The sequence below is a fragment of the Amycolatopsis sp. NPDC005003 genome, assembly GCF_053600695.1.
The window spans coordinates 1-26,489 of sequence record NZ_JBSGAI010000038.1 but is presented as its reverse complement, the minus strand read 5'-3'; the positions used below and the strand labels follow the sequence as shown (position 1 = coordinate 26,489).

Annotated in this window: 25 protein-coding genes; 16 read left to right on the top strand and 9 right to left on the bottom strand. The window is 72.7% G+C overall.

Annotated elements, in window-relative coordinates:
* Window position 1 precedes the first annotated feature (1 nt).
* The 6 genes from ACWED2_RS34875 (at window position 2) to ACWED2_RS34850 (ending at window position 6,347) form a co-directional block, all read left to right on the top strand.
* Entirely contained in the window at window positions 2–343 is a 342-nt protein-coding gene (locus tag ACWED2_RS34875; RefSeq protein WP_449694774.1) for a lycopene cyclase domain-containing protein, read from the top strand.
* Window positions 340–660, top strand: coding sequence for a lycopene cyclase domain-containing protein (locus ACWED2_RS34870; RefSeq protein WP_449694773.1), 321 nt, complete (start codon window positions 340–342; stop codon window positions 658–660). The genes ACWED2_RS34875 and ACWED2_RS34870 overlap by 4 nt, the downstream gene beginning before the upstream one ends.
* Window positions 657–1,388: a class I SAM-dependent methyltransferase gene (locus tag ACWED2_RS34865; RefSeq protein WP_449694772.1), complete on the top strand. Its 732-nt coding sequence runs from the start codon at window positions 657–659 to the stop codon at window positions 1,386–1,388. Before ACWED2_RS34870 ends, ACWED2_RS34865 begins: the two co-directional genes overlap by 4 nt.
* Complete coding sequence (locus ACWED2_RS34860; protein WP_449694771.1) at window positions 1,385–2,926, top strand: FAD-dependent oxidoreductase; 1,542 nt, start codon at window positions 1,385–1,387, stop codon at window positions 2,924–2,926. The genes ACWED2_RS34865 and ACWED2_RS34860 overlap by 4 nt, the downstream gene beginning before the upstream one ends.
* Window positions 2,923–4,164, top strand: a complete 1,242-nt coding sequence (locus tag ACWED2_RS34855; protein WP_449694770.1) for an NAD(P)/FAD-dependent oxidoreductase — start codon at window positions 2,923–2,925, stop codon at window positions 4,162–4,164. Before ACWED2_RS34860 ends, ACWED2_RS34855 begins: the two co-directional genes overlap by 4 nt.
* A 308-nt stretch (window positions 4,165–4,472) precedes the next feature.
* On the top strand, window positions 4,473–6,347 hold the full coding sequence (locus ACWED2_RS34850; protein WP_449694769.1) for a Calx-beta domain-containing protein: 1,875 nt from the start codon (window positions 4,473–4,475) through the stop codon (window positions 6,345–6,347).
* A 123-nt stretch (window positions 6,348–6,470) separates the two neighbouring features.
* Here the strand turns inward: ACWED2_RS34850 and ACWED2_RS34845 are convergent, their stop codons facing one another.
* Window positions 6,471–7,295 carry a PaaX family transcriptional regulator gene (locus tag ACWED2_RS34845; RefSeq protein ID WP_449694768.1) on the bottom strand — a complete coding sequence of 275 codons (825 nt, stop codon included), beginning with the start codon at window positions 7,293–7,295 and terminating at the stop codon, window positions 6,471–6,473.
* A 158-nt stretch (window positions 7,296–7,453) separates the two neighbouring features.
* Between ACWED2_RS34845 and ACWED2_RS34840 the strand changes: the two genes are divergently transcribed.
* From ACWED2_RS34840 to ACWED2_RS34830, 3 genes are all read left to right on the top strand, one after another.
* A complete protein-coding gene (locus ACWED2_RS34840) occupies window positions 7,454–8,770 on the top strand; it encodes an MFS transporter (protein WP_449694767.1) in 1,317 nt (438 codons plus the stop codon).
* On the top strand, window positions 8,767–10,113 hold the full coding sequence (locus ACWED2_RS34835; RefSeq protein WP_449694766.1) for an alpha/beta hydrolase: 1,347 nt from the start codon (window positions 8,767–8,769) through the stop codon (window positions 10,111–10,113). The genes ACWED2_RS34840 and ACWED2_RS34835 overlap by 4 nt, the downstream gene beginning before the upstream one ends.
* Before the next feature lie 108 nt (window positions 10,114–10,221).
* A complete protein-coding gene (locus ACWED2_RS34830; RefSeq protein WP_449694765.1) occupies window positions 10,222–10,821 on the top strand; it encodes an NAD(P)-dependent oxidoreductase in 600 nt (199 codons plus the stop codon).
* A 28-nt stretch (window positions 10,822–10,849) separates the two neighbouring features.
* Here the strand turns inward: ACWED2_RS34830 and ACWED2_RS34825 are convergent, their stop codons facing one another.
* Window positions 10,850–11,758 carry a LysR family transcriptional regulator gene (locus ACWED2_RS34825; RefSeq protein WP_449694764.1) on the bottom strand — a complete coding sequence of 303 codons (909 nt, stop codon included), beginning with the start codon at window positions 11,756–11,758 and terminating at the stop codon, window positions 10,850–10,852.
* A gap of 27 nt (window positions 11,759–11,785) precedes the next feature.
* On the opposite strand from ACWED2_RS34825, the gene ACWED2_RS34820 reads away from it, so the two are divergent.
* Window positions 11,786–12,559, top strand: a complete 774-nt coding sequence (locus ACWED2_RS34820) for an inositol monophosphatase family protein (protein ID WP_449694763.1) — start codon at window positions 11,786–11,788, stop codon at window positions 12,557–12,559.
* Here the strand turns inward: ACWED2_RS34820 and ACWED2_RS34815 are convergent.
* Window positions 12,549–13,730, bottom strand: a complete 1,182-nt coding sequence (locus ACWED2_RS34815) for a serine hydrolase domain-containing protein (protein ID WP_449694762.1) — start codon at window positions 13,728–13,730, stop codon at window positions 12,549–12,551. The two genes, ACWED2_RS34820 and ACWED2_RS34815, sit on opposite strands and share 11 nt — an antisense overlap.
* Before the next feature lie 86 nt (window positions 13,731–13,816).
* On the opposite strand from ACWED2_RS34815, the gene ACWED2_RS34810 reads away from it, so the two are divergent.
* Both ACWED2_RS34810 and ACWED2_RS34805 read left to right on the top strand, forming a co-directional pair.
* On the top strand, window positions 13,817–14,473 hold the full coding sequence (locus tag ACWED2_RS34810) for a response regulator transcription factor (protein ID WP_449694761.1): 657 nt from the start codon (window positions 13,817–13,819) through the stop codon (window positions 14,471–14,473).
* Window positions 14,470–15,576: a sensor histidine kinase gene (locus ACWED2_RS34805; protein ID WP_449694760.1), complete on the top strand. Its 1,107-nt coding sequence runs from the start codon at window positions 14,470–14,472 to the stop codon at window positions 15,574–15,576. Before ACWED2_RS34810 ends, ACWED2_RS34805 begins: the two co-directional genes overlap by 4 nt.
* A 61-nt stretch (window positions 15,577–15,637) precedes the next feature.
* On the opposite strand, the gene ACWED2_RS34800 is transcribed toward ACWED2_RS34805, so the two are convergent.
* Entirely contained in the window at window positions 15,638–16,558 is a 921-nt protein-coding gene (locus ACWED2_RS34800) for an extracellular catalytic domain type 1 short-chain-length polyhydroxyalkanoate depolymerase (RefSeq protein ID WP_449694759.1), read from the bottom strand.
* 186 nt (window positions 16,559–16,744) lie between these two features.
* Here ACWED2_RS34800 and ACWED2_RS34795 point away from each other — a divergent pair, with 186 nt between their 5' ends.
* Together ACWED2_RS34795 and ACWED2_RS34790 are read left to right on the top strand one after the other, a co-directional pair.
* Window positions 16,745–17,581, top strand: a complete 837-nt coding sequence (locus ACWED2_RS34795; RefSeq protein ID WP_449694758.1) for a PaaX family transcriptional regulator — start codon at window positions 16,745–16,747, stop codon at window positions 17,579–17,581.
* A 72-nt stretch (window positions 17,582–17,653) separates the two neighbouring features.
* On the top strand, window positions 17,654–19,096 hold the full coding sequence (locus ACWED2_RS34790) for a hypothetical protein (RefSeq protein WP_449694757.1): 1,443 nt from the start codon (window positions 17,654–17,656) through the stop codon (window positions 19,094–19,096).
* Between the two features lie 131 nt (window positions 19,097–19,227).
* Here ACWED2_RS34790 and ACWED2_RS34785 read toward each other — a convergent pair whose 3' ends face one another.
* From ACWED2_RS34785 to ACWED2_RS34765, 5 genes are all read right to left on the bottom strand, one after another.
* Window positions 19,228–20,142, bottom strand: coding sequence for a TIGR03619 family F420-dependent LLM class oxidoreductase (locus ACWED2_RS34785; protein ID WP_449694756.1), 915 nt, complete (start codon window positions 20,140–20,142; stop codon window positions 19,228–19,230).
* Window positions 20,139–21,572, bottom strand: a complete 1,434-nt coding sequence (locus tag ACWED2_RS34780; protein ID WP_449694755.1) for an APC family permease — start codon at window positions 21,570–21,572, stop codon at window positions 20,139–20,141. The genes ACWED2_RS34785 and ACWED2_RS34780 overlap by 4 nt, the downstream gene beginning before the upstream one ends.
* Before the next feature lie 66 nt (window positions 21,573–21,638).
* Window positions 21,639–22,346: a type 1 glutamine amidotransferase gene (locus ACWED2_RS34775; RefSeq protein ID WP_449694754.1), complete on the bottom strand. Its 708-nt coding sequence runs from the start codon at window positions 22,344–22,346 to the stop codon at window positions 21,639–21,641.
* Complete coding sequence (locus ACWED2_RS34770; protein WP_449694753.1) at window positions 22,346–23,611, bottom strand: cytochrome P450; 1,266 nt, start codon at window positions 23,609–23,611, stop codon at window positions 22,346–22,348. The genes ACWED2_RS34775 and ACWED2_RS34770 overlap by 1 nt, the downstream gene beginning before the upstream one ends.
* 9 nt (window positions 23,612–23,620) lie before the next feature.
* Window positions 23,621–24,970, bottom strand: coding sequence for a glutamine synthetase family protein (locus ACWED2_RS34765; protein ID WP_449694752.1), 1,350 nt, complete (start codon window positions 24,968–24,970; stop codon window positions 23,621–23,623).
* A 115-nt stretch (window positions 24,971–25,085) separates the two neighbouring features.
* On the opposite strand from ACWED2_RS34765, the gene ACWED2_RS34760 reads away from it, so the two are divergent.
* Together ACWED2_RS34760 and ACWED2_RS34755 are read left to right on the top strand one after the other, a co-directional pair.
* Entirely contained in the window at window positions 25,086–25,877 is a 792-nt protein-coding gene (locus ACWED2_RS34760) for an acetoacetate decarboxylase family protein (protein ID WP_449694751.1), read from the top strand.
* Between the two features lie 17 nt (window positions 25,878–25,894).
* Window positions 25,895–26,416 (top strand): MarR family winged helix-turn-helix transcriptional regulator, encoded by a 522-nt coding sequence (locus ACWED2_RS34755; protein ID WP_449694750.1) that lies wholly within the window; start codon window positions 25,895–25,897, stop codon window positions 26,414–26,416.
* Window positions 26,417–26,489 lie beyond the last annotated feature (73 nt).

Below are 26,489 nucleotides of genomic sequence, written 5' to 3'. Positions count from 1 at the left end.
GGTGGGCAAGGCCGAATACCTCGTCGTGCTGGCCGCGTGCGTCCTGGTCACCCTCCCGCTGGAGTTCGCCGGGGCGCGCGGCTACCGGCAGCCCCGGCGGCTGGCGCGCGCGGTGCTGCCGGTCGCGCTGGTGTTCCTCGTCTGGGACGCGCTGGCGATCGCCGCCGGCGTCTGGGACTACGCACCCGAGCACGTCACCGGTATCCGTGCGCCCTTCGCCGTGCCACTGGAGGAAATCCTGTTCTTCGTCGTGATCCCCGTCTGCGGGGTGCTCACCTACGAGATCGTCCAGCTCACCCTCGCGGTGCTGCGGCGGCTCGTCCGGCAGGAGGCGCGCCGGTGATCCCGTGGGGCTACACCGTGCCGGCGGTCGCCGCCGTGGCCGCGGTCGTGCTGGCCGAGCTCTTCCTGCTGCGCACGGGCCTGTTCCGGCGGCTCGCGTACTGGATCACGATCGCCATCGTGACGGCGTTCCAGATCCCGGTGGACGGCTGGCTGACCAAGCTGTCCGACCCGATCGTGCGCTACGCCCCGCAGCACATCACCGGCTGGCGCTTCCCGTGGGACATCCCGGTCGAAGACTTCCTCTTCGGCTTCGCGCTGGTGACCGCGGTGCTGCTGGTGTGGGAACGAACCGGTCCCCGGGAGGAGCGCGCGTGAACGCCATGGCGAAGGACGGGCTCCCCCGCGGCGCGGTGCCCTCGGCTTTCGACACCGAAGCGCGGTGGTACGACAAGCTGGTCGGCGCCAACCCGGGCTACCACGAACACCTCCGGCTCTCGGCCCGGCGGCTGGAGCTGCCGCCGGACGGGACGGGCCTGCGGCTGCTGGACGCCGGCTGCGGCACCGGCGCGTCGACGGCCGCGCTGGTGGCGGCCGTGCCCGGCGCCGCGATCACCGCATTCGACGCCTCCGGGGAAATGCTCGCGCAGGCCAGGGCGAAGGACTGGCCGGACGGCGTCACGTTCGTCCACACGCCGGTCGAGGACCTCGACGGCGTTTCCGGCCCGTTCGACGCGATCCTGGCGGCGTACCTGCTGCGCAACCTGACCGACCCGACCACGCAGCTGCGGCGGCTGCGCGGGCTGCTGAAACCCGGCGGCCGGATCGCGGTGCACGAGTACTCCGTGCGCGATTCGCGGCGCGCCCGGTGGGTGTGGAACGCCGTCTGCGCGGGCGTGATCATCCCGCTGGGGAAGGTCACCACCGGTGACGCGACCCTCTACCGCCACCTGCGCCGCAGCGTCCTCGAGTTCGACGGGATCGCCGCGCTCGCCGGCCGGCTCACCGACGCCGGCTTCACCGACGTCCGCACCGGCACGGTGCCCGGCTGGCAGCACGGCATCGTCCACACCGTCCTCGGCACCAACCCGCAGGAGCACCCGTGACCCGCCCCCTCGGCACCGACCGCCGGATCGAGACGCACCCGGCCGCACCCGGCCTGGCCGACGCCGGGCTGCTCGGCCGCCGCCCGACCGCGGCGGTGGTCGGCGGCGGCATCGCGGGCCTCACCGCGGCCACCGGGCTGGCCGAGCGCGGCGTCACCGTGACGCTCTTCGAGCGGGACGACCACCTCGGCGGGCGGGTCGGCGGCTGGGCGGACCGGCTGCCGGACGGCACCGGCGTCACCATGAGCCGCGGCTTCCACGCCTTCTTCCGCCAGTACTACAACCTGCGGTCGCTGCTCACGCGCACCGATCCCCGGCTCGACCGGCTGACCCCGCTGGCCGACTACCCGCTGCTGGACGCCCACGGCCGGACGGACACCTTCGCGGGCCTCCCTCGGACCCCGCCGTGGAACGCGCTGGCGTTCGCCTGGCGCAGCCCGACGTTCACGCGGAAGGACCTGGTGCGCATCAACGGCCGCGGTGCCCTGCCGCTGGCGACGGTCAGCGTCCCGGAGACCTACCACCGGCTCGACGAAACCGACGCGGCGAGCTTCCTCGACGCCATCAACTTCCCCGAGGCGGCCAAGCACCTGGCGTTCGAGGTGTTCTCGCGGAGCTTCTTCGCCGATCCCCGTGAGCTGTCCGCGGCGGAACTGGCGACCATGTTCCACCTGTACTTCCTGGGTTCCAGCGAAGGCCTGGTGTTCGACGTGCCCACCGAGCCGTTCCCGCAGGCGCTCTGGGACCCGCTGGCCGGCTACCTGACCGACCGCCGGGTGACGATCCGGACAGGTACCGGGGTGGCCTCGCTCGACCGCACGCCCGGCGGGTTCGCCGTCACGACGGCCGAGGACACCGCGCAGTTCGACACCGTCGTGCTCGCCTGCGACGTGCGAGGGCTGCGCGAGATCGTCGCCGCGTCCCCGAGCCTCGGCACACCCGGGTGGCGGGCGGCGGTGGCGGGGTTGCGCACGGCCCCGCCGTTCCTGGTCCGCCGGCTCTGGCTCGACCGGCCGGTGGACAGCGCCCGGCCGCCGTTCCTGGGCACCGGGAGCGTGCCGCCGCTGGACAACATCAGCCTGCTGGACCGCTACGAGGGCGAGGCCCGCCGCTGGGCGGCCCGCACCGGCGGCTCGGTGGTCGAACTGCACGCGTACGCGGCCACGACCGACGACCGCGAGACGCTGGTGAAGGCCGTGGACGACCGGCTGCACGCGATCTACCCCGAAACCCTCGGCGCGCGCGTGACGGCGTCGATCTCGTTGTGGCGCGAGGACTGCCCGCTGTTCGGGCTGGGCGACTTCGCCCGCCGCCCGACGGTCGAGACCCCGGACCCGGGGATGGCGCTGGCCGGCGACGGCGTGCGGATCGACCTCCCGGTCGCGCTGATGGAACGCGCGGCGACCACCGGCTGGGCCGCGGCCAACACGCTGCTGCGGGGCTGGGGACTCGCCGGGCACCCGGTGCGGTCGGTGCCCAACCGCGGCCGGATCGGCCTGCTGAACCGGCTGGCGTCGACCCGGTACTCCGGCGGGTGAGCCGGATGCCCGAAGTCGTCATCGCCGGCGCCGGGCTCGCCGGGCTGGCCGCCGCCGTCACGCTGCACCGGGCCGGGGTGCCGTGCGTGGTGCTGGAGGCCTCCGACGACGTCGGCGGCCGGGTGCGGACCGACGTCGCCGACGGGTTCCGGCTCGACCGCGGGTTCCAGATCCTCAACCCGGCCTACCCGGCGATCCGGCGGCTGGTGGACGTGGACGCCCTCGCCTTGGGCCGGTTCTGGCGCGCGGTCCGGGTGGCCGACGACGACCGCGTCTCGCTGCTCGGCAACCCGGTCGACACGCCCAAGGCGCTGCGCGACGTCATCGCCCGGCGATACCTGTCGGCGAAGGACCTGGCGGCGCTGGGCGCGCTGACCGCCCGCGTCTCGGCGGGACCGGCCCAGGCGGTCATCGACCGCGCCGACCGCACGACGGCCGAGGAACTGCGCCGCGCGGGGGTGTCCGCCCGGGCCGTGGAGACCGTGCTGCGGCCGTTCCTCTCCGGGGTGTTCCTGGAGCCGGAGCTGACCACCTCGGCCCGGTTCTTCCAGCTGGTGTGGCGCAGTTTCCTGCGGTCGGCACCGTCGCTGCCGGCGCTGGGCATGGGCGAGCTCCCGCGGCAGCTCGCCCGGACGCTGCCGACGTCGGCGGTCCGGCTGGGCACGCCGGTCGAAGAGGTCCGCCCGGGCCGGCTCCGCACGGCCGACGGTGCGGTGTGGACGGCCCGCGCGGTCGTCGTGGCGACCGACGGCGCCGCGGCCGCCCGCTTGGCCGGCGTCGAGGAGCCGCGCTGGAACAGCGGGACGACGTGGTACTTCGCGCCACCGCAGTCACCGCTGCGCGAACCGGTGATCGTGCTCGACGCCCGCGGCGGGCCGGTGGTCAACACGAGCGTGGTCAGCGAGGTGTGCCCCACGTACGCCCCGGCGGGAGCGGCTCTGGTGAGCGCGTCGGCGCTGACGGCGCTGCCCGAGCCGGAGGTGCGCCGGGCGCTGGGCCGGATGTACCGCACGGACGCGACCCGGTGGCCGCTGGTGGCCCGGTACGAGATCCCGCGTGCGCTCCCGGCGATGCCGCCGCCGCACCAGCTGCGGCGGGAGGTGCGCCTGGGCGACGGCTTGTACGTGTGCGGGGACCACCGGGACACGAGCTCGCTGCAAGGCGCGCTGGCTTCCGGCACCCGGGCGGCTCGCGCCGTCCTCGCCGACCTCGGTGAAACGCGCCAACCGGGCCGCTGAACAATCTCGCATTACGACATCCGGGCGGAAATTCGCTCCCCGCACTGCGAAAACCGCCGCGGTCCCGGAGATCACCCGGTACCGGCCGTGCCGGAGCGTCGCCGGATAGAGTGAAACCCGGCCGGCGATCTTCGATATTCCGGCGCAGCCGAACCGTGTTTTACGTAGCCCGATTTCCCGGCCGTACCCCGTTGAGCGCCTTGACACAGGGCGCTCCGGGTGACGCTTTCCCGTGCCGCTAACGAAATCCGGCGGTTTCCGTCTTCCCGAGGCAACCCCGCAGCAATCCGGCCTTCGGAAGGGAAGTCATGTCGCGGAGATCCTTGTTCGTCGCGCTGACCACGGTCAGTGCCTTGCTCACCCCGGTCGCGGTGGCGGCCGCGGCGCCGCCCGGCGTCGATCCGGCCACCGTCGACCTCACGCTCTCCCCCGGGCAGAGCGCGAACGTCACCAAGCACGTCACGACCTCCGCCGTGCCGCCGAACCCCGACCTCGTGCTGCTCGCCGACACCACCGGCAGCATGAGCGGCGCCATCGCCAACGTCCGTACGAACGCCGGCGCCATCACCGGTGACGTGCTCTCCGCGCAGCCGACCGCCCAGTTCGGCGTCGCCGAGTACAAGGACTTCACCGACTCCGTGCCCTTCAAGGTCAACCAGGGCATCACCGGCAACACCGCCGCGGTGCAGGCCGGGATCGACCAGTGGTCGGCCTCCGGCGGCGGGGACTTCCCGGAAGCCGACCTCAACGCCCTCTACGAGCTGGCGAGCGGCGCGGTCACCTTCCGCCCGGACGGCACCCGCATCATCGCCTGGTTCGGCGACGCGCCGTCGCACGACCCGAGCGGCGGGCACACCCTGGCCCAGACCATCGACGCGCTGAAGGCGGCGAAGGTCCGCGTGGTCGCGGTCAACGTCGGCAATCTGGACGCCGACGGCCAGGCCAGCGCCATCGCCACGGCCACCGGCGGCGTGCTGCTGAACAACGTGCCGTCGGACCAGGTGTCGAAGGCCATCCTCGACGGCATCAAGTCCATCGAGGTCACGGTGGCGCCGAAGGTCACCGGCTGCGACCCGCAGCTGACGGTCACCAACGCCCCGGCGAGCGTCAAGGTCGCCAGCGGGGACGTCGCGACGTTCACCGAGACCGTCGCCGCCAAGGCCGACGCCGCGCCCGGCACCTACCACTGCACGGTCGACTACCAGGTCGACGGCATGTCCCGCGGGTACGTCGAGACGACGACCGTGCGCGTGCTGGGCTTGAGCATCAACGACGTCACGGTGAACGAGGGCTCCGGCGGCGCGCCGGTGCCCGCCACCTTCACCGTGTCGCTGCTCGGTGGCGCCAGTGCGAACCCGGTGTCGGTCCACTACGCCACCGCGAACGGCACGGCGACCGCGCCGGCGGACTACCAGGCGGCGAGCGGTGACGTGACCTTCGCGCCCGGCGAGACGTCGAAGCCGGTGACCGTGCTGGTCAACCCGGACACCGTCGACGAGCCGGACGAGACGTTCACCGTCACGCTCTCGGCCCCGTCGGGCGCCGGGCTGATCGACCCGACCGGGGTCGGCACGATCGTGGACGACGACCGTGACGGCGTCTTCTCCTGCACCGGCACCGCCGCGAACGTCATCGGCATCACCGCCGCCGTGGCGAACCCGGCGAACCTGCCCTGCGCCGACGACAGCAAGACCGTCCTCGACGCGACGCTCAACGCCGGCCTGATCAAGGTGCAGACGCACGCGCTGACCTCCTCGACCGACCTGGCCCCCGACAACCAGTCGGCGGCCCCGGCGGCCGGTGACCACGCGCAGGCGTCGGCCAAGATCGACAAGACGGTGGTCAGCACGGTCGGGCTGACCATCGAGCTGGGCGTGATCCAGTCCCAGGCGGCGGCGACCTGCCAGCCGGCTCCGGGCGGCCTCGCCCCGGCGCTGACCGGCAGCTCGAACGTCGCCTCGCTGAAGATCAACGGCGTCTCGGTCACGGTGGGCTCGGCGCCGCTGACCATCCCGCTGGTCATCGGCTCGCTGAAGCTGAACGGCCAGACCGTGGCGAACGGCGTCGTGAAGCAGCAAGCGGTCGCGCTGGACACCGCCCTGGCGAAGATCGTGCTGGCGGAGTCCCAGGCCGACGTGCACGGCACCGCCGCGCACCCGGCGGGCAACCCCTGCAAGCGGTAACCCGGTGAACCACCCGGGGCGGACGGCCACCGCCCGCCCCGGGCCCGCTGCAATGCGCCCCAATGTGGCGTTCGGTGCGTCTGACGCACCCAATGCCACATTGGGGCGCTTGAGCCGGGGCCGTCAGCCGGAGGTGGGCATCAGTTCGAGCGTCTCGCCGGCCAGCCGGTCCGCGCCCTCGCGGAAGTCCGCGTCCAGCTTGCGGAACAGCGTCTCGGCCTCGATGGCCGGCCAGTCCCGTGGCAGGTGCCCGGCCGGCAGGTGCGGATCCCGGCGGACGACGTGCAGCCAGTCCGAATGCAGCATCAGCCGGCGCGTCAGGTCGTCCGGGAACGCCGGGCTGCCGCCGTCCCACTTCTCCATGAAGTCGTGGTAGCGCGAGGCGATCGTCGCCGTGTCGAAGGCTTTGCGGACGAGCTCCGCCGCCTCGGTCGGCTTCGCCGGGTGCGCCGTGAAGACCGTGACGTGCCCGTCGAGGCCGAGCTGCTCGACGATCGCCGTGACGTCCCGGGCGCCCGGGGCGACCCACAACCCGTTCTGCAGCAGGCCGAAACCCGCCCAGGTCAGCTGGCGGCGCAGGTCGTGGCGGTCGCCGCGGCGGGTGTCCGGGAGCGAAAAGCCGACCAGGGTCCAGCCGCCGTCCTCGGCGCGGTTGACCGCGCCGGTCTCCCAGATCCGCCGCCTGCCGTCCTCGAGGACCGCGGCGAGCCGCTCACTGAGTCCGAAGTAGACCTTCCGGCCGTGGCGGTGGCGGGTCAGCAACCCGGTGCCCGCCATCCGGGTCAGCGTCGAGCGGACCGCCTCCTCCGAGACGCCGACCCGGCCGAACACGTCGATCACGCTGCCCGAGTAGATCGCGCTCGCCCGGCCGAGCAGGTGGATGCCCAGGAACGTGAGCATGACGGACTTCGGGCGGGGCCCCGAGCCGGTCTCGGCGGATGACGTCACAGGCGCCAGCGTAACCCGGCCACCCGGCACTTGATGTTGTGCAGAATGTTGACGGCCGTCATGCGCCTGACTAACGTTGGGGCCCGCTCCCCCGTCGTCCGAACCCGGACGAACCTGCCCTCCGCAGTGCCCCGCCCCCGACGACGAGGGTGAACCCCATGAGCACTCAGCTCCGCAGAGCGGTCGCGTCGAGCTTCCTCGGCAGCCTCATCGAGTACTACGACTTCCTCCTCTACGCCACGGCGAGCGCGGTGGTCTTCGGCAAGGTCTTCTTCGCCGACCTGGATCCGGCACTGGCCACGGTGGCCAGCTTCGGCACGTTCACCACCGGCTACCTCGCCCGCCCGCTCGGCGGCCTGATCTTCGGCCACTTCGGGGACCGGTTGGGCCGCAAGCGGATGCTCGTGCTGACCATGACCCTGATGGGGGTCGCGAGCTTCCTCATCGGCCTGCTGCCCGGCTACGCCCAGATCGGGCCGGCCGCCCCGATCGGCCTGGTCCTGCTCCGCGTCGTCCAGGGCATCGCGGTCGGCGGCGAGTGGGGCGGCGCCGTGCTGATGTCCGCCGAGCACGCGAAGACGCGCCGCGGGCTGTGGGCCGGCTTCACCAACGCCGGCGCGCCGAGCGGCATGGTCGTGTCGACGCTCGTCATGTCCGCCACCGCCGGGCTCACCTCCGAGGCCGACTTCCTCGCCTGGGGCTGGCGGATCCCGTTCCTGCTCAGCATCGTGCTGCTCGCGATCGGCCTGTTCGTCCGCTCCCGCGTCGACGAGACACCCGCGTTCCTGGCCGCCCGCAAGGAAGAACGGCGCCGGCTGCCGCTCGTCGCCGTGCTGCGGGACCACCCGCGAGTGCTGGCCTTGAGCGTCGGCGTCGGGCTCGCCGCGTTCGTCGTCCAGGCCACGCTGACCACCTTCGTGCTCGCCTACAGCGTCCAGCACGGGCACGCGCGGCCGGACGTGCTCAACGCGCTCACCCTGTCCTCGGCCTGCGCGGTGGCCGGGATCCTGTTGTGGTCGGCCCTTTCGGACCGGATCGGGCGCCGCCCGGTCGTCCTGGCCGGGGCGGCCGCCATGGCGGTGTTCGGGTTCCTGCTCTTCCCGATGGTCCGCAGCGGCAGCGGGTTCCTGCTGGTGCTGGCGCTCGTGATCGGCCAGGGCGTGATCCACCCGATGATGTACGGGCCGCTGGCCGCCCTGTACTCCGAGCTCTTCGACACCGAAAGCCGGTACACCGGCGCGTCGCTGGGCTACCAGCTGGCCGGGCTCGGCGCCGGGTTCGCCCCGCTGATCTTCGCCGAGCTCCAGCGCGCCAACGGCGGCGGTTCGACCACACCGGTGTCGTGGACCATCGCCGCGTTCTGCCTGCTGTCCGCCGTCTGCGTGCTGGCGCTGCGGGAGACCCACCGCCGCGACCTCGCCCCCGAGCCGGACGTCCCGGCCACCGTCGCCCAGCGCGAAGGAAACCGCGGATGAACCGGTGGCTCCGCCGGGTCGGCGCCCTCCTCGCGACGACACTGACCGCGTTCGGCCTCACCACCGGCAGCACGGCACAGGCCGCCACCCCCGCGCACTACACCGGGCAGCTGCCCGACGGCGCGAGCTGGGTGGCGGACGTGCCGTCCGCCTGGAACGGAACGGTCATCCTCTACAGCCACGGCTTCGGCCCCCTGGAAGCACGCAACGCGCCGGACGAGCCGACCGGGCAGGCCCTGCTCGCGGCCGGCTACGCGCTGATCGGCTCGTCCTACAGCGGACCGTCGTGGTGGGCGCTCGCCTCCGCCCCGCGCGACCAGTTCGCCTCGCTCGACGAGCTCGTGCGGAAGATCGGCGAGCCCCGCCGCACCATCGCGTGGGGCACGTCGATGGGCGGGCTGGTCAGCGCCCTGGAAGCCGAGTCCGGCAACCGCCGGCTCGACGGCGCGCTGACCACGTGCGGCCTGGTGGCGGGTGCGCTGAACCTGAACAACTACCAGCTCGACGGCGAATACGCGTTGTCCCGCCTGCTGGCCCCGGCCCAGCCGGTGAAGCTCGTCCGCTACGCGAGCGCCGAGGAAGCGAGCGCGGCGGGTGCGGCGCTGACGAAGATCGTCACCGACGCGCAGGGCACCGCGGCCGGCCGGGCGCGGATCGCCCTCGGCGCCGCGTTGATGAACACGCCGCCGTGGCTGACCGGCGACGCCCCGCCCGGGCCCGCCGACTACGCGGGCCAGGAAGAGCAACAGCAGCAGGCCCTGGCGCAGTTCGTGCTCGGGTTCGTGGTGTCCGGCCGCTACCAGGTCGAACTGGCGGCCGGCGGGAACAGCGCGTTCAACCGCGGCGTCGACTACCGCGCACTGCTCTCCGGCAGCCCGCTCTCGCGGCAGGTCCGGGCGCTGTACCGCACCGCGGGCCTCGACCTCGACGCCGACCTGGCCGAGCTGACCCGCCACGCGGACGTCACGCCCGACCGGCAGGCGGTCGGCACGCTCGCCCGCACGTCCACCGTGACCGGGCGGCTGCGCGTCCCCTCGCTGGCCATCCACACCACGGCGGACCACCTGGTCCCGGTCGAGCAGGAGAACTGGTACGCCCAGCGGGTCCGCGCGGCGGGGCGGGAACCGTTGCTGCGTCAGGCCTACGTCGGCGCGGCCGGGCACTGCGCGTTCCGGCCGACGGAGACCCTGGCGGCGTTGCACGCCCTGGAATCCCGCATCGACACCGGCCGCTGGCCCGACCTCCGGCCGGAGCGCCTCAACGCGGCCGCGGCCGAGCTCGGTGCGCCGGGACGTTACCTCCGCTACACGCCGGCGCCGCTCACCGGCTCGGACCGCCGCTGAGGCAGGGGGCGGCCGCACTCCTCGGCGGCCGCCCCTTGCGTCGCGGTAAATCATCACTTGCCTAACTTGCATTTGTAGTTAACTCGCGGCGTCCCTAGCGTGGTCGGTATGAACCTCACCGTCCTCGCGGCGTCCGGCCGCACCGGACTCGCACTCACCCGGGAAGCCTTGCGGCGCGGGCACACCGTCACCGCGATCGCCCGGGATCCCGGCCGCATCGACGTTCCCCCGTCGGCCCGCCTGCACAAGGTGGCGGGCGACGTCGAGGAGCCGGCGAGCCTCGCGGTCGCCGGCTCGACCGTCCTTTCCGGACTCGGCACGGACCGGGCGGGGGTGCTGCTGGCGGGCGCGAAGGCGGTGGTCGCGGCCGGGCCGTCGCGGATCATCTGGCTCGGGGCGTATGGCACGGGCGAGTCGGCCGGGGTGGCCGGCGAAGCGGCCGGGGCGCTGGCGAAGCTGCTGGGCGACCGGCTCGGCGACAAGGTCGAGGCCGACGCGACGATCCTGGCGGCCGGCGGCACGGTCTTCCACGCGGGCCTGCTCACCGACGGCCCCGAAAGCCCGCGGCGCCGCACGGTCGGCCTGGAATCGGGGCCACCGCTGGACTTCAAGGCGGTGATCACCCGGGCCACGGTCGCCGCGGCGATGCTCGACGAGGCCGAGACACCGCGCTTCCCGGGCACGATCGCCCTGCCGCTCCCCGAGTGAGCGCCCCGCGCCTCGAGCGGGGCCGGGGTCAGCCGGCGGTGGTGATCTCCTCCAGGGCCGTCCGGATCTGGCTGCGGAGCCAGGCGTGGGCCGGGTCGGAGTCGTAGCGCTGGTGCCACGTGCAGCAGATCTCCGCCGCCGTCGACGACGCCGCCGCCGGGAGCGGGCGGGTGATCAGCCCGAACGCGTCGATCAGCGGCCGGCCGAGCACCGCCGCGCAGCTGACCAGCGCGTCGGTTCGCACCGCCAGCTGCAGTGCCGTCGCCAGGGTCGCCACCGAGGCGAGCACCCGGCGGCGCAGGCCTTCCGCGGCCAGCACGTCGTCGATCGGCGCGGTGAGGCGGCCGCGGCGGGAGACCAGGACGTGCGGGTGCGCGGCGAACTCCCGCAGGTCGAGCCCCCCGGCCGCCGGGTGGCCGGGACGCATCGCCACCACCAGGTGGTCGTGGCCGAGCACCTCGGAGCGGAACTCGGGCTGCTGCGGCCGGGCCCCACCCAGCTCGACGTCGACGCGGCCGTGCCGCAGGTCGTCGGTGTCGGCGGAGTGCTCGGCCAGCACCCGCAGCTGCACGCCGGGCGCCCGTTCCTGCAGCCGGACGGCCAGCACCGGCACCACCGACGCGGCGAGCGCGTCGTGGCACTGGAGCGTGAAGGTGCGGTCCAGCTCGCCGAGGTCGAGCTCCCGGGCCGGCTGCAGGACCTCCCGGGCCCGCCGGACCAGCCGGTGCACGTCCTCGCGGATCGCCACCGCGTACGGCGTCGGCACCATCGTGTGGCCGGCGCGGACCAGGATGTCGTCGCCGGTCACCGCGCGGAGCCGGCCGAGGGTGCGGCTGACCGCGGGTGAGGACAGGTGCAGCCGCTCGGCCGCGCCCATCACGCTGCCCTCCTCGAGCAGCGCGTCGAGCACCGTGAGCAAGTTCAAGTCGAGTTGCACGAACGCAAGACAACCACAGGAGTCTCAATGAGCCAGGACCTGCTCGCCGCCACCACCGCCGCCGTCCGCGCCGCCGGGGCCCGGATGCTGACGCGCTACTCCCCCGCGTCCCGGCAGCCCGGCCTGCCCGCACTGCTCGAGAGCCTGCACGACAACGACTGCGCCGTCGCCGAGGTCCTCCGGCCGGCGTTGGCCGCGATCCGGCCGGAGGCCCGCTGGCTCGACGACGAACACGGGTCCGGGCCGCTGCCCGCGGGCGAGTGGTGGCTCGTCGACCCGATGGGCGGCAACGTCAACGCCGTGCACGGCATGCCGGACTGGAACATCGGCGTGAGCCTCGTCCGCGACGGCCGTCCGGTGCTGGCGGTGCTGTACTTCCCGGTGCTCGGCGAGCTGTTCACCGCCACCGAAGGCGGTGGCGCCCACCTCGACGGCGAGCCGCTGCGGGTCTCCGCCAAGACATCGCTGGACGGCGCGCTCGCGGGTACCGGACAGGCCCAGCCCGGCCACCGGTTCCTCGAGGAGATGGGCAGGTCGTTCGCCGCGATGTCGGAGGCCGCGCTGTACGTGCGGATCTCCGTTCCGGTGACCCACCAGCTCGCCCAGGTCGCCGCGGGCCGGATGGACCTGCACTGGCAGTTCGACAACGTCCGGGCCCACGCCGCCGGCGTCCTGCTGGTCCAGGAGGCCGGCGGCGTCGTCACGGACCTCGACGGCGGCCCGTGGGACCTGACGAGCACCGGTTACCTCGCCGCCGCGCCCGGCGTGCACGCCGCCGCGCTGAAGGTGCTCACCTCATGACGGGTCGCGCGGTGATGATGTCGCGCGCTTTCTTCACGACCGGCGGGGGCCCGCCCTCGTAGTCGTAGTTGCTCAGGATCACCGTCACCCACTCGGTGTCGGGGTACATCTGGAAGTCGGTCGACGTGCCCGGGGCCCCGCCACCGTGGCCGGTCACCCACTGGTTGCCGACCAGCAGCGTCATCGGGCCGTAGCACTGGAAGGCGACGGGCGGCACCCCGGGCGTCCCACCGGGCGGCGGCCCGGGCTGCGACGGAGGGGGCACCTTGCCACTCAGCGTGATACCCGTGAAGGCGCGGTCGAGCAGCTTCGCACCCTGCAGCGCGGAGGCGAAGCGCGCCATGTCGGCGCACGTCGTGAAGGCGTCACCGGCGGGGGTACCGACGTACAGCCGCTGGTCGATCGTGTCGGCGCGTCCGCCGGACGGCTGTCTCGCGTAGGGGTGGGCGATGCGGGGATCCGTGTGCCACTGCGGCCTGGTGCAGAACTCCGTGGTGGTCATGCCGGCCGGGCGGAACACGTGCTCACGCACGTAGTCGTAGTAGGACTTCCCGGACACCTGGGCCACGATCGCGCCGAGCAGGTGGTAGCCGGCGTTGCTGTAGCGGGATCCCGCACCCGGTGCGAACTCCGGCGAGGTCCGCCGGATGTAGTCCGTCGTGCCGTTCATCACCTGGTCGACGTCGGTCCAGGTGAGCGCTTCCGCCAGGTACCCGGGCATCGTGAAGGTGTCGCCGAGGCCGGAGGTGTGGGTGAGGAGGTGGCGGACTTCCACCGTGCCGGCGATCTCGGCGGGGAACCCGCTCAGGAAAGTGCCCAGCGTGCTGGTGTACCCGAGCTTGCCGGCCTGCACGAGCTGGGCGATGGCCACCGCTGTGAACAGTTTCGTCACCGAGGCCATGGCGAACAGGGTGTCCGGGCCGTTGGCAGCGGCGTCGTTGGCCCGGCCGTAGGACCTGGCCAGCACCGGCCGTCCCCGGTGGACCAGCAGCAGGCTGCCGGAGAACGCGTCCATGGCCGCCTGTTCCTGCACGAACCGGTCGAACGCGCGCACGTCCACGGAGGTGGGGCCGGCACCGGCTCCGGTAGTCGCTCCGGCGACGGCGCCGGTGGCGAGCAACGCACCGGACGCGCCGAGCATGCCCAGTACGGATCGTCGTGTCGTGGTCATGGCCGGAGGTCTACCGGGCACGGCCGCTCGAGGACCGATCGCCGGCCCATACGTGATCCATATGTCGCGCGCGGGACACTGCCCGGGTGCGGGTGCTGCTGGTCGAGGACGAGCAACCGTTGGCCAAGTACGTCGCGGCCGGGCTGCGGAGGCAGGGGTTCGCCGTCGACGTCGCGTTCGACGGGCGCACCGCGCTGGACAAGTGTGTGGCCACGCCCTACGACGTCGTCGTCCTGGACCGGGATCTGCCCGTCGTGCACGGGGACACGGTGTGCCGCGAGCTCGCCGGGCACGGCGCGGCGCGGATCCTGATGCTGACGGCGTCCGGCACGGTCGAGGACCGGGTCGCGGGGCTGACGCTCGGGGCCGACGACTACCTCGGCAAGCCGTTCGCGTTTTCCGAACTCGTCGCCAGGGTGCGGGCGCTGTCCCGCCGCAGCGCGCCCGCGACGCCGCCGGTCCTGCGCGCCGGCGAGGTGGTGCTCGATCCCGCACGGCGCACCGCGGAGCGCGCCGGCCGGTTCCTGCACCTGACGCCCAAGGAGTTCGGCGTGCTCGAGCACCTGCTCGCCGCCGGCGGCACGGTGGTGAGCGCGGAAACGTTGCTGGACAAGGTGTGGGACGAGCACGCCGACCCGTTCACCAACGCGGTCCGGATCACCGTCGGCACGTTGCGGCGCAAGCTCGGCGACCCTTCGCCCATCGTCACCGTGCCGAGTGCCGGCTACCGGATCGTCCCGTGACCGCCCGCGGCCGGCTCACGATCCTCTACGCCGCGCTGGTCCTCGCCGCCGGCGCCCTGCTGACCACGCTCACCTACCTGCTGCTGCGCGGGACCGGCGGACACCGGGTCTCGGTCCTCACGCTCGGCCCGGCGCCGGGGCCGGGGCCGATACCGCCGTTGCCGCCCTCGATCCAGGCGATCACCCTCACCGACTTCGTCACCCAGGCCGCGATCGCGCTGGCGGTGGTGACGGCGCTCGCGGCGGTCGTGGGGTGGCTGGTTGCCGGGCGGGTCCTGCGTCCCATCCGCACGATCTCCGCCACCGCACGACGCCTTTCGGCGGAGAACCTGTCCGAGCGGGTGCCGGTCGCCGAGCCCGCCGATGAACTCGCCACCCTGGCCAGGACCGTCAACGGGATGCTGGACCGCATCTGCGACGGCGTCGCCGAACGCGACCGGGTGCTCGCGAGCCAGCGCATGTTCACCGCCAACGCCGCCCACGAGCTGCGCACCCCGCTGACCACCATGCGCACCGCCATCGACGTCACCCTCGACAGCCGGCCCGGCACCGAAGAACTGCTGGCGATGACCGCCGACATCCGGACCGCCGTCGAGCAGAGCCGGCGCACCCTCGACGGGCTGCTGGCGCTGGCCCGCAGCCAGGCGGGCGTCGGCGTCCGGCACCGCGTCGACCTCGCCGAGGTCGTGGCGAACAGCCTCGACGGGGTGGACCTCACCGTGCGAGCCGACCTGCGGCCCGCACCGGTCCGCGGTGAGCCGGTGCTGCTGGAACGCCTGTGCGGCAACCTGGTCGACAACGCGGTCCGCCACAACCGTTCCGGGGGCCACGTCGAGGTCGCCACGGGCAGCCGGGACGGGCGGGTGTTCCTGCGCATCGGGAACAGCGGTGCGCCGATCGCGCCGGAGGCCGTCGGCCAGCTCCGGGAGCCGTTCGTCCGCGGCGACGGCACCCGGATCCACACCGGCCGCGGCACCGGCCTCGGACTGTCCATCGTGGACGCGATCGTCGCCGCGCACCGGGGTGAGCTCACCATCGCCGCCCGCCCGGCCGGCGGGCTGGACGTCGTCGTCCGGCTCCCGTCCGCCGAACGGCCCGGATGAGCCGGTCCGGTCGGCGCCGGCGAGGATCGAGGAACCCTCGCCGGCGCATCGACCACCGTGGTCAGCTCAACCCGAAGAAGGCGATCGCGGCGGCGGCCATCCCGGCCGAGGGCAGGCTGTGCCCGGCACCCTGGATGCTGTAGGCCTCGACCTTGTCGCCGTAGCGGCGGCGGTTCCAGCCGCCCTGCGGGGTGTCCGACGACGTCGGCGTCTGGCTCAGGCCGAACACGTTGGTCCACTGCTCGATTTCCTCCTGCAGCAGCGCGTACGGCACGAGCGTGTCGGCGGTGCCGTGCCACAGCTGGACGCGCGGGCGGGCGCCGGTGTAGCCGGGGTAGGCCTGGCGGACCGCGTCACCCCACTGCTGGGGTGTGCGGTTCGCGCCGCCGCTGCCGGTGCACCTGCTCGACCACGGCGGGAAGTCCGCGGCGTTCGCGAAGCAGTTGAAGGGGACGCCCATGAACGCCGCACCGGCTTTGAACACGTCCGGGTAGAGGGCGAGCATTTCGTTGGTCATCATGCCGCCGGACGACGAGCCGGTGGCGAAGACGCGGTTCGGGTCGCCGCCGTAACGCTGCTGCGCGTAGGTCACCATCGACACGATCGAAACCGGGTCGCTGCCGCCGCCCCGGCGCTTCGCCGCGTCGGACCAGGTGTCGAAGCAGTTCCCGAACCCGGCCTGCTGCTGGGCGCTCGGGTAGATGACGAGGAACCCGTAGCGGTTGGCCAGCGAGGCGAATTCGCTCCCCGAGTAGAAACCGGGCCCCGAACCGCCGCACCCGTGCATCGCGACCACGATCGCGGGATTGGCCGGCCGCGTGTCCGGCACGTAGATGTGCATGCGCATCCCGCCCGGGTTGTTCCCGAAGCCGGTCACTTCCACCAGTGACGCGGCCGACGCCGGGGCGGGCACCACCGCCGTGGTGACAGCCATCAGCACCGCACTGGCGATGGTCACGAACGCCGTTCTGAATCCACTCATCGGTGACCTCCGGTCGGCGATCCCCCTCGGGCACGAGGTTAGGCAGATCCACGACGACCGTCAACAATTCATCGACTATTCCGGGATACCGAAACTTTCGAACTCGGTGATAGGCTCGAAATGCCGGACAAACGATTGATGATCGCTGCGGAAACGGCGAAGAATCCGGCGGGCAGGAGGTGGCGCATGCTCGAAGCGGCCGGCTCGGCGGAGGACGAAGGCGCGCCCGGCGTGCGGCCGGAAGCCCTGTTGCTGACGCTGTTCGGCGACCACGTGCTGGACCGCGGGATCGCCGTGTCGACCGGCGGCGTCATCGCCGTGCTCGACGGTCTCGGCGTCGGCGAGCACGCCACGCGGGCGACGCTGAGCCGGATGAGCCGCCGGGAACTGCTCCGCACGGTCCGCCGGGGCCGGCAGGCGTTCCTGCGCCTCACCGAGCACGGCACCGCGGTGCTGCGCGACGGCCAGCGCAAGCTCGACGGCGACGTCGTCGAGCGGCACTGGGACGGCCGGTGGACGCTGCTGACGTTCTCGGTGCCGGAAACCCGCCGCGCGGACCGGTACGCGCTGCGCACCCGGCTGGGCTGGTTCGGGTTCGGCCCGCTGCGCAGCGGGCTGTGGGTCTCGGCGTCGGCGGCCGACATCGCGCCGGCGCTGGCCGAACTCGACCTCCTCGACCACGCCGAGGTGTTCCGCGCGGAACCGTTCATGTGGACCGATCCGGCGCGCATCGCCCGTGAAGCCTGGGACCTGCCACGGATCGCGGCCGGCTACGAGCAGTTCCTCCGCCGGTGGAGCGGCGGCGCGCCGGGTGAGCCCGGCGACGAGCTGTCCCGGCGGATCCGGCTGGGCGCGGAATGGCTCCTGCTGATCCGCCGCGACCCGGTGCTGCCGCCGGCGCTGCTGCCTGCCGACTGGCCGGGCACGCGCGCCGCGGCGCTGTTCCGCACCCTGCGTCACGACTGGGCGCGCCCGGCCGAGGAACTGGCGGGCGGCCTCCTCGAATCCCTCGTCGAGGAATGACCCCACGACGGTTGCCACGTTGCATGCCACGTTGCAAACTGGGGTCCCCGCTCCCCACCCCGGAGGTCAAAGGTGACCGGCTTCGATCGACGTGACGTGCTGCGCGCCCTCACCGCGCTGGGGGTGACCGGCGTGACCGCGAGCCTGTTCGGCGGTACGGCCCAAGCCAGCGGCACCAGCCCGCTGGACCTGCAGTTCTCCGTCGCCGAAAAGTTCCGGCCGTTCGACCTGATCGCGCCGAACTTCGTCCAGCTCGACACGCGCGCCCGGCCCGGCGCGCTCGTCAAGACCGGCATCCGGCCGAAGGCGCCGTACGGGACGGTGACCGTGCAGGTGCTCGACGACCGCGCGCCCGTCGTCGCCGGGCTGGCCGGCGCCGGCGTCTCGGTGCTGGGCACCTACGACGCCGCCGCGGGCCGGGTGGGCATCGAGATCACCACGGCCGCGGGCACCGCCGTGGTCAAGACCGCGCCGGCGGACCTGCGGGCGCCGTTCGGCTTCGCCGTGGTGGTCAACGAAAACGCGGTCACGGTGCTGGCCGACCGGGGCGACGGCTGGCGGCCGCTGCTGACCGAGCGCGACCAGGTCCGGGCCCGGATCGACCTGCGCGACCCGGCGGTGCTGGCCCGGCTGGGCTACGCCTACGGCAGCCGCGGCCCGGCGCGGCTCGGCCGGGTCCGGGCCGGGTACTACGGCCAAGCGGGCGTCCGCGACCCGCACGTCGTGCAGTACGCCGACGGCCGGCCGTACATCCGCCACGGCAAGCTCTACCTGACCATGACCAACGCCGGCCTGGGGTTCTTCCAGCAGGCGCACTGGGCGGTCTGGACCCTCGACCTGGCGGACCCGACGAAGCTGGAGCAGGTGGCAACGCTGTTCTTCGAGCGCGACGGCGTCGTGCTCGGCGACCACGCGGGCCAGATCGTCCTCGACGGCGACCGGTTCATCCTGCTGATGAGCTCCTGGGGCGACTTCTCGTTCAACGGCGTCCACGTGCGCCACGCGGTCACCCGCACCGACGTGCTTTCGGGCGTGCACGTCCTGCCGACCACGCCACTCCCGCTGCCCACGACGGTGAGTTCGTGGGACCCGGCCCTGACGAAGATCGACGGCCGCTGGCACATCGCGTTCGTCGAAAGCCCGGCCCAGCAACCGGCGTTCGTGTTCCACCCGGCCCTGGCGGCGGCCCCGCGCGGCGCGGACTACGACGAGGGGCTGACGCTGCTGGGCGCCGACACGTCGGTGAAGCAGACGGAGGGAACGATCCTGCAGCGCGTGGGCGGCCGCTGGTACCTGTTCGCCAGCGACGGCGACGCCCGCGAATACCCGGTGTACGACCTGGGCTTGCGCAAGCTGGGGACGCTGAACGCCCCGTACGGCACCAACATCCCGCACCCGATGCTGGTGAAGATCGGCAACCGCTGGTGGCTGCCGACGTTCGACGGGACACAGTACGCGGAAGACGTCCTCGGCTACGGCGGTCACGGCGACTTCATCCTGATGCGGTCGAGCTAGAGCGCGAACTCGGCCACCGTGCGCCAGGAGCCGGGGCCCGTGTTCCCGGCGATCAGGCGCACGCGGTCGATTTGCGCCTGCCAGGTTGTCCACCACAGCATGGTCGCACGACGCCGCCGGCGCACGGGCCGTCAGGCCATCGCCTCGGCCCGGCGCACCACCTCCCGGCACAGCCGGCCGACCGCGGCCGGGTCGTCGGTGAACTGGGACGGCTTCAGGCAGAACGTCGTGAACCCCAGCTCGATCTGCTCGGGCAGGGCTGCCATCGCCCGGCCGAGGTCGGCGCACGAATCGTCGTCCGGGAACACCGCCCGCGTCCCGCCGACGAGCTCGAGGTCCGCGCCGCACGCCGCCCGCAGCCGGGAGAGGTCCTCTGTGGACGGTACTCCGAGCGGGTGGAAGCCGTGCCCGTAGCGCACCAGCCGGTCCAGGAGGCGGTCGTGCAGGTGCCGGCCGCCGAACCACATCCGCGGGCCGTCCGGCCGGTACGCCTTCGGCTCGAAGTAGACGTCCTTGAAGGAGAAGAACTCCCCCGTGTACGACGCCGGAGACGAACGCCACAGCAGGTCCAGGATCTCGAGCTGCTCGTCGAGGATCCGGCCGCGCCGGCCGAACGGCACGCCGAGGGCGGCGTACTCCTCCCGGCTCCAGCTCACCGTCGGCTGCACCACCAGGCGCCCTTCGCTCAGCAGGTCGAGGGTGCCCAGCTCCCGCGCGAGCAGCAGCGGGTGCCGCAGCGGCGCCAGGATCGCCCCGGCGACCAGCCGGATCCGCGAAGTCACCGAGGCGATCGAGGACAGCAGCGACAGCGAATGCGGCCACGGCGTGAAGGGGTCCTGGTTGCCCGGCAGGGCGTACTCGCGCGGGTTGCCCATGACACCGCGGTCGGCGGCGTCCGGCCCGAGCACGACGTGTTCGCTGATCATCACCGCGTCGAAGCCGGCGTCCTCGGCCTCGCGGGCCCACCGCACCAGCGTCGGCAGGTCCCGGCCCGCGGTCAGGGTCCAGTTCTCGCTGAGGATCAGCAGCATCCGGGGCGTGGTCATGCGCGCGCCGCCCGGTGCCGGAAGGCCGCCACCAGTCCGAGGGCGAAAACCACGGCCGCCGCGTAGGGCGCGTAGATGATCGGCGTGCCGACCTTGTAGACCGCGCCGAAGATCGCGGCTCCGGTGACGACGATGCCGACCGTGCCCGCGAGGTACACCGCCCACCGCCGCGGGTGATCGCGCAGGCCCCGCAGCGCGCCCGCCGACATCAGCAGGTAGATCACGGCGAGGGAGAACCCGCCGAAGGTCGAGCCCCAGCTGAACATCGCCACGTAGTGCGGCATCCCGTCCTGGGCGAACAGGCCGGCCCAGGCGGCGGTGAGAACGAGGACCACCGCGTGCACGGCCACCACGACGACGGCCGCGGCCAGTGGGGTGCCGCGGTGGCTCACCTTGCCCAGTGCCGCGGGCAGCCGCCGGTCGCGGGCGAGCGCGAACATGCCGCGAGACGCCGCCACGGCGCAGCCGATCAGCACCGCGAGCATGTCGAGCACGACGACCAGCTCCAGCAGCCGCCGGACGACCACCGACCCGAACCCGCCGTCGGCGACCGGCCCGGCCAGCCCGAACAGCGGCGCGCCCGCGTTCTTGCCGAGCGTCTCCAGGTCGAAGTGGTAGCCGGCGACCTGGCTGTAGGACCCGATGACGTAGAAGACGGCCACGGTGAGGACCGAGATGAGCACCGCGCGCGGGATGTCCCGCTTCGGGTGCGCCGTCTCTTCGCCGAGGTTGGCCGCGGTCTCGAAGCCGGTGAAGAGCAGCACGCCGTACAGGACGCCGAAGAGCACCCCGCCGAAGCCCTGTGGTGACGTGCTCGGCGTGAACGCGGTGGCGACGTCGTTGCCGCCGCCGACCTTCGCGATCACCACGACGAAGAAGACGAGCACGACGGCGAAGGAAACCAGCGCCAGGACCAGCTGCGCCCGCGTCGACAGGGCGACCCCGAGGTACAGCACGACCGAGAGGCCGATCAGCAGGAGCAGGTCCCAGCCCGCTTCGGGCAGCGGCGTGATGCCGAACTCGGCCCGCAGGGTGTCGTGGATCGTGCCGCCGATCATCACCAGGATCCCGGCACCGAGCGCGAGAATGCCCGCGTAGTAGAGGAATCCGGCCGCGGCGCCGACGCGCTTGCCGAGCCCGTCGGTGACGTAGTCGTAGAGGGAGCCGGCGGCCTGGATGCGTTTCGTGTACTCGGAAACGATCCAGCCGAGGCCCAGCACGCCGACCGCGGCGATCGCCACCGAGAGGGGCGCGGCGGCGCCCGCGCCGCTGCCGGAGGCGTTCAGCCCGACCAGCAGCGGCACCAGGAAGGCGATCGAGAACACCGGCCCGATCACGCCCACGGACTGGGCGATCGCGTCCACCAGTTTGAGGGAACCACCGAGCCGGTGGCCGGTGGCCGGTTTTTCCGAAACGACGTGGTCGACCATGGGTGTCTCCTCGACTCGGCCCCCGGCGCGGGAATCGTACGGGTTCAAACGTTTGGATCGCAACAGTCAGCTGACGAAGATTTCGTCCAGGTAGCCCGAAACCAGTGCCGTGGCGCGGCGCCGCGCGTCCGCGGCGAGCCGGTCGGCGTCCGCGGCGAGGTCCGCCGGGTGCCGCCCGAGCCGCCGCGCCTGGGCCGCGCCGCCGCCTGCGATCCAGCGCCGGATGCCGGCCGGGGTCACCTCGGGGTGGAACTGCACGCCGAGGCTGCGCCCGATCCGGTAGGCCTGCGGGGCCGCGGCGTTGCGGGCGACCTCGACCGCCCCGGGCGGCACGGTGAACCGGTCGAAGTGCCACTGGAACCACGGTCCGGACGGCACCAGGTCCGGCCGGTCGGACTCGACGTCCACCCAGCCGATCTCCGGCGACGGCGACCGCGTGACCGTGCCGCCCAGGGCGCGGGCCAGCGCCTGCGCCCCGAAACAGATGCCGAACACCGCGCCGCCGCCCGCCACCGCGTCGGCCAGCCAGCGCAGCTCCGGCGCGAGCCAGCGGCCGATCCGCGTGTCGTCCACCCCGGCACTCCACGGCGCGCCGAGCGGCACCAGGAGGTCGTAGCCCGCACTGTCCGGAAAGGACGGTTCGACGTCCGGCGCCTGGTGGCGGTCCTCGGGCACGACGACGAGTTCGTCGACCTGCCAGCCGAGTTCGCGCAGCGCGCCACCGACGTACCCGGGATCCGACAGCGCGTCGTGGCAGACGCACAGCGCGCGCATCAGGTGGTCTCGACCCGCACGGGGAACTGCTTGATGCCGTTGACGAAGTTGCTGCGCACCCGCCGGACGTCACCGGCCCGCTCGATGCGGCGCAGGCGCGGCAGCAGGGTCTCGAACATCAGCCGGATCTCCATCCGGGCCAGGTTGTTGCCCAGGCAGAAGTGCGGGCTGCCCTTGCCGAAGGTGACGTGGTCGTTGGGCTTGCGCGTGACGTCGAAGGTGTAGGGATCGGCGAACACGTCCTCGTCCCGGTTGCCCGAGGCGAACCACATCACCACCTTCTCCCCCGCCTTGATGTGCCGGCCACGCAGTTCGACGTCGCGGGTCGCGGTGCGGCGGAAGTGGTAGACCGGGCTCGCCCAGCGCAGCATCTCCTCCACCGCCACCGGGATCCGCTCGGGCTCCGCCTGCAGCAGCGCCAGCTGGTCGGGATTGTCCAGCAGCGCCAGCATGGAGTGGCTGATCGCGTGCCGGGTGGTCTCGTTGCCCGCGACCACCAGCAGCAGGAAGTAGTTGTCGAACTCCGTGGCGGTCAGCGGCTCGCCGTCGACCGGGGTGCGGTTGACCAGGCTGCTGACCAGGTCCTCGCCGTCGCCGCCGCGGCGCTGCCGGGCCAGCTCGCGCCCGTACTCGAAGACCTCCAGCGACGCGGGCGAGCGGAACGGCAGGTGCTTGTAGCGGTCGCTTTCGGCGTCGCCCAGCAGGACGTCGGCGTAGTCGGGGTCGGTGTTGCCGATGATCCGGTTGCCCCAGGCGATCAGCCGCCCGGTGTCGCGCGCGGGCACGTCGAGCATCCGGGCCAGCACCTGGATCGGGAAGTCCGCGCTGACCTCCTTGACGAAGTCGAACTCGCCGCGGCGCAGCGCGGCGTCCACTGTGGCCTCGGTCAGCCCGCGCAGGAACTCCTCGTACTTCTTCAGCGTCTGGCCGCCGAAGTCGCGTTGCAGCAGCTTGCGCAGCGCGCGGTGGCGGACGCCGTCGGATTCGAGCATGGACCGCCGGAGCTCGGCCAGGTCGTCGTCGCGGACCTCTTCGAGGTTGACGTACCCGGTGGAGGTGAACGTCTCGGCGTCCCGGTCGACGGCGACGATGTCCTCGTGCCGGGTGAGCGACCAGAACCCGGAGTTCGGTGCCGGTTCCGGGTTCCAGTGGACCGGCGCTTCCCGGCGGAGCACGTCGAACCTGCGCCAGGCCTCGTTGCGCTCGAAGACGCCGAGGTCGGTGAGGTCGACCTGGGCGGCGGTCAGGGGGTGCGCGGTGGTCATGGCCCTCCTCTACAGGTGGTAGGCGTACTCGCGGAACTCCCAGTCGGTGACGTACCGGGAGAACCGCTCGAGCTCGTTGCGCTTGTAGGCGAGGAAGGCCGTGACGAACCGGGGACCGAGCAGTTCCGCGAACGCCGTGTCGGCCTCGATGGCGTCGAGCGACGCGCCGAGGTCCGCGGGCAGCTTCGGGGCCTTCGCCGGGTCGTAGCCGTAGCCCTCCAGGGGTGCCGGCGCGGCCAGGCCGTCCTGGATGCCCAGGTACGCGGCGGCGAGCAGCCCCGCGGTCACCAGGTACGGGTTGGCCGTGGCGTCGCCTTGGCGCAGCTCCAGCCGGGCGGCCCGGCCGCGTTCCGGCGGGATCCGGATCATCGCGCTGCGGTTGTCCAGGCCCCAGTCGATCAGCCACGGCGCGAGGGTGTCCGGGCCGAACCGCTTGGCGGAGTTGACCGTCGGGTTGGCGAGCGCGGACAGCGCGGGTGCGTGCGCGAGGATCCCGGCGACGGCCGCGTGGGCGACCTTCGAGAGGCCGTACTCGCCCGCCGGGTCGTCGAACAGCGGCCGGCCGTCGGCGTCCACCGTGGAGAAGTGCAGGTGGAAGCCCGAGCCGCCTTCGTCGTTGAACGGCTTGGCCATGAACGTCGCCAGCTTGCCCTCGCGGCGGGCCAGCTCCTTGACCGCGGTCTTGAACCGGAAGGCCCGGTCGGCGGCGTCGAGGGCCTCGGAGTGCCAGAGGTTGATCTCGAACTGGCCGCTGCAGAACTCGTGGTTGGCCGTCACCACGTCCAGCCCGTAGCCCGCCAGGGACCGCAGCGAGCGCAGCAGCAGGTTCTCCGGGTCGCCCTTGCTGCCGGAGACGTAGACGTTGCCGGTGGCCTCGCCGTACCGGCGCCAGCCACCGGCCGGATCCGGCTCCAGCACGTAGAACTCCAGCTCGGGGCCGACCACCGGGCGCATGCCGAGCTCGGCGAACCGGGCCAGGACCTGCTTGAGCACCTGCCGCGGGCTCTCCGGCGACGGCGTCCCGTCCGGATTGAAGACGTCGGCGAGGCAGTGCGCGACACCGGGCTCCCAGGGCACGTCCGCCAGGGTGGCCAGGTCGGGGAACGCGACGACGTCGGGCAGGCCGTCGGCGAGGCCGCCCTCGCCGAGCTCGACGACGTCCCCCATCGGGCTGGTGCCGTACACCGTCCGGCAGAACGCGACGCCGTCGCCGAGCGTCCTGGCGAAGTTCGCGACCAGCACGTCGCGGCCGCGCTCGGTGCCGATGAAGTCGGGATAGCCCAGCCGGACGACGTCGATGCCGCGTTCGGTCAGCGTGGCGGCCGCGGCCGCCAGGGCGTCCTCGTCGAAGTGACCCACGACACCTCCCGGTTCGTTTGAGTCCGAACGATAGCCCCGGCACGGCCGGCTGACAAGACTTTCCCCCGGTCAGTCGACGTTGTATCGTGCGGATCCAAACGAACAAGGAGGGCACGTGGCCGGCTTCTTCTACCCCCGCACGGCGAGCGGGCAGGCGTCGCTGATCCCCGCGCCGCCCTGGTTCTACTCGGGCGACCTGCTCACGGTCGAGTACCGGACCGACCCCGCCCACGTCGCCGAGCTGCTGCCGGCACCGCTCTCGCTCGCCGACGAGGACCCGGGCGCGGTCGCGCTGATCTGGGCCGACTGGCAGTCGTGCTCGGCCTCGCGGGAGGAGCTGCTGGACCCGGTGCGCGCCCAGTACAAGGAGGCGTTCGTGGTGGTCCGGTGCGCCTTCGAGGGCCGGACGTACTCGCGGTGCGTCTACATCTGGGTGGACAAGGACTTCGCGATCGCCCGGGGCATCCACCAGGGCTACCCGAAGAAGCTCGGCTCGATCTGGCAGACCCGGCCGCACCCCTTCGGCCCGGCGCCGCGGCTGGGCCCCGGCGCGGCGTTCGGCGCGACCCTGGCCGCCGGCGACCGGCGGCTCGCCGAAGCCGTCCTGACCCTCACCGGGGAGTCGCCGACGAACGGGTTCGTGAACGGGCACCCGATGGCGCACCACCGCGTCCTGCCCGGCATCGGCCGGGGCGAGGGTGACGCGCACGCGGAGCTGATCGAATCCGGCGCCCGTGCGTTCGAGGGCGGCCAGGCCTGGCGCGGCGACGTCGAGCTGCGGTTGTTCGACGCCCCCACCGAGGAACTCGCCCGGCTCGAGGTCCACGAGATCCTCGGCGGCTACTACCGCCAGGTGGGCGTGACCTGGGACGGCGGGCGGCGGCTGGCCGAGCTGCCATCCGTTTGAGGCCGTACGATCGGCCCATGCCGGACGGATACAGCCTCGCGGAAACCGAAAAGGCGATGTCCGCGCACATCGCCAAGCTGGCGCTCGACCTGCCCGCCGCGGCGGCGCTGTCCAGCCTGTACCGCGCGGCCAACGCGGTCCGCAACCACCTGACCAACGCGGTGCTGCGCGAACACGACCTGAGCTGGACGGGCTTCGTGGTGCTGTGGTGCGTGTGGATCTTCGACGGCCTCGAAACCCGCCACGCGGCGACCGTCGCGGCGATCTCCAAGGGCACGCTGACCGGCGTCGCCAAGACCCTGGAGGGCCGCGGGCTGCTGCGCCGCGAGGTGGACGCCGCCGACCGGCGGCTGGTGCACCTGGTGCTCACCGACGAGGGCCTGGCCCTGATGGAGGACCTCTACCCGCGGTTCAACGCGGCCGAGGCCGAGGTGGTCGCCCGGATCAGCGGCGGCAAGCTGACCACGATCACCAACGGCCTGCGGACGATGGTCCAGACGGTCGAGGACAAGTCCTGGGAAACCCCTCAGCCAGACTGAGCACCCTGCCGCAACCTGTCGTGAGTGGTAATTAGGGTTCTAAAACGAAATTACAAAAAAGTAAACCATTCTT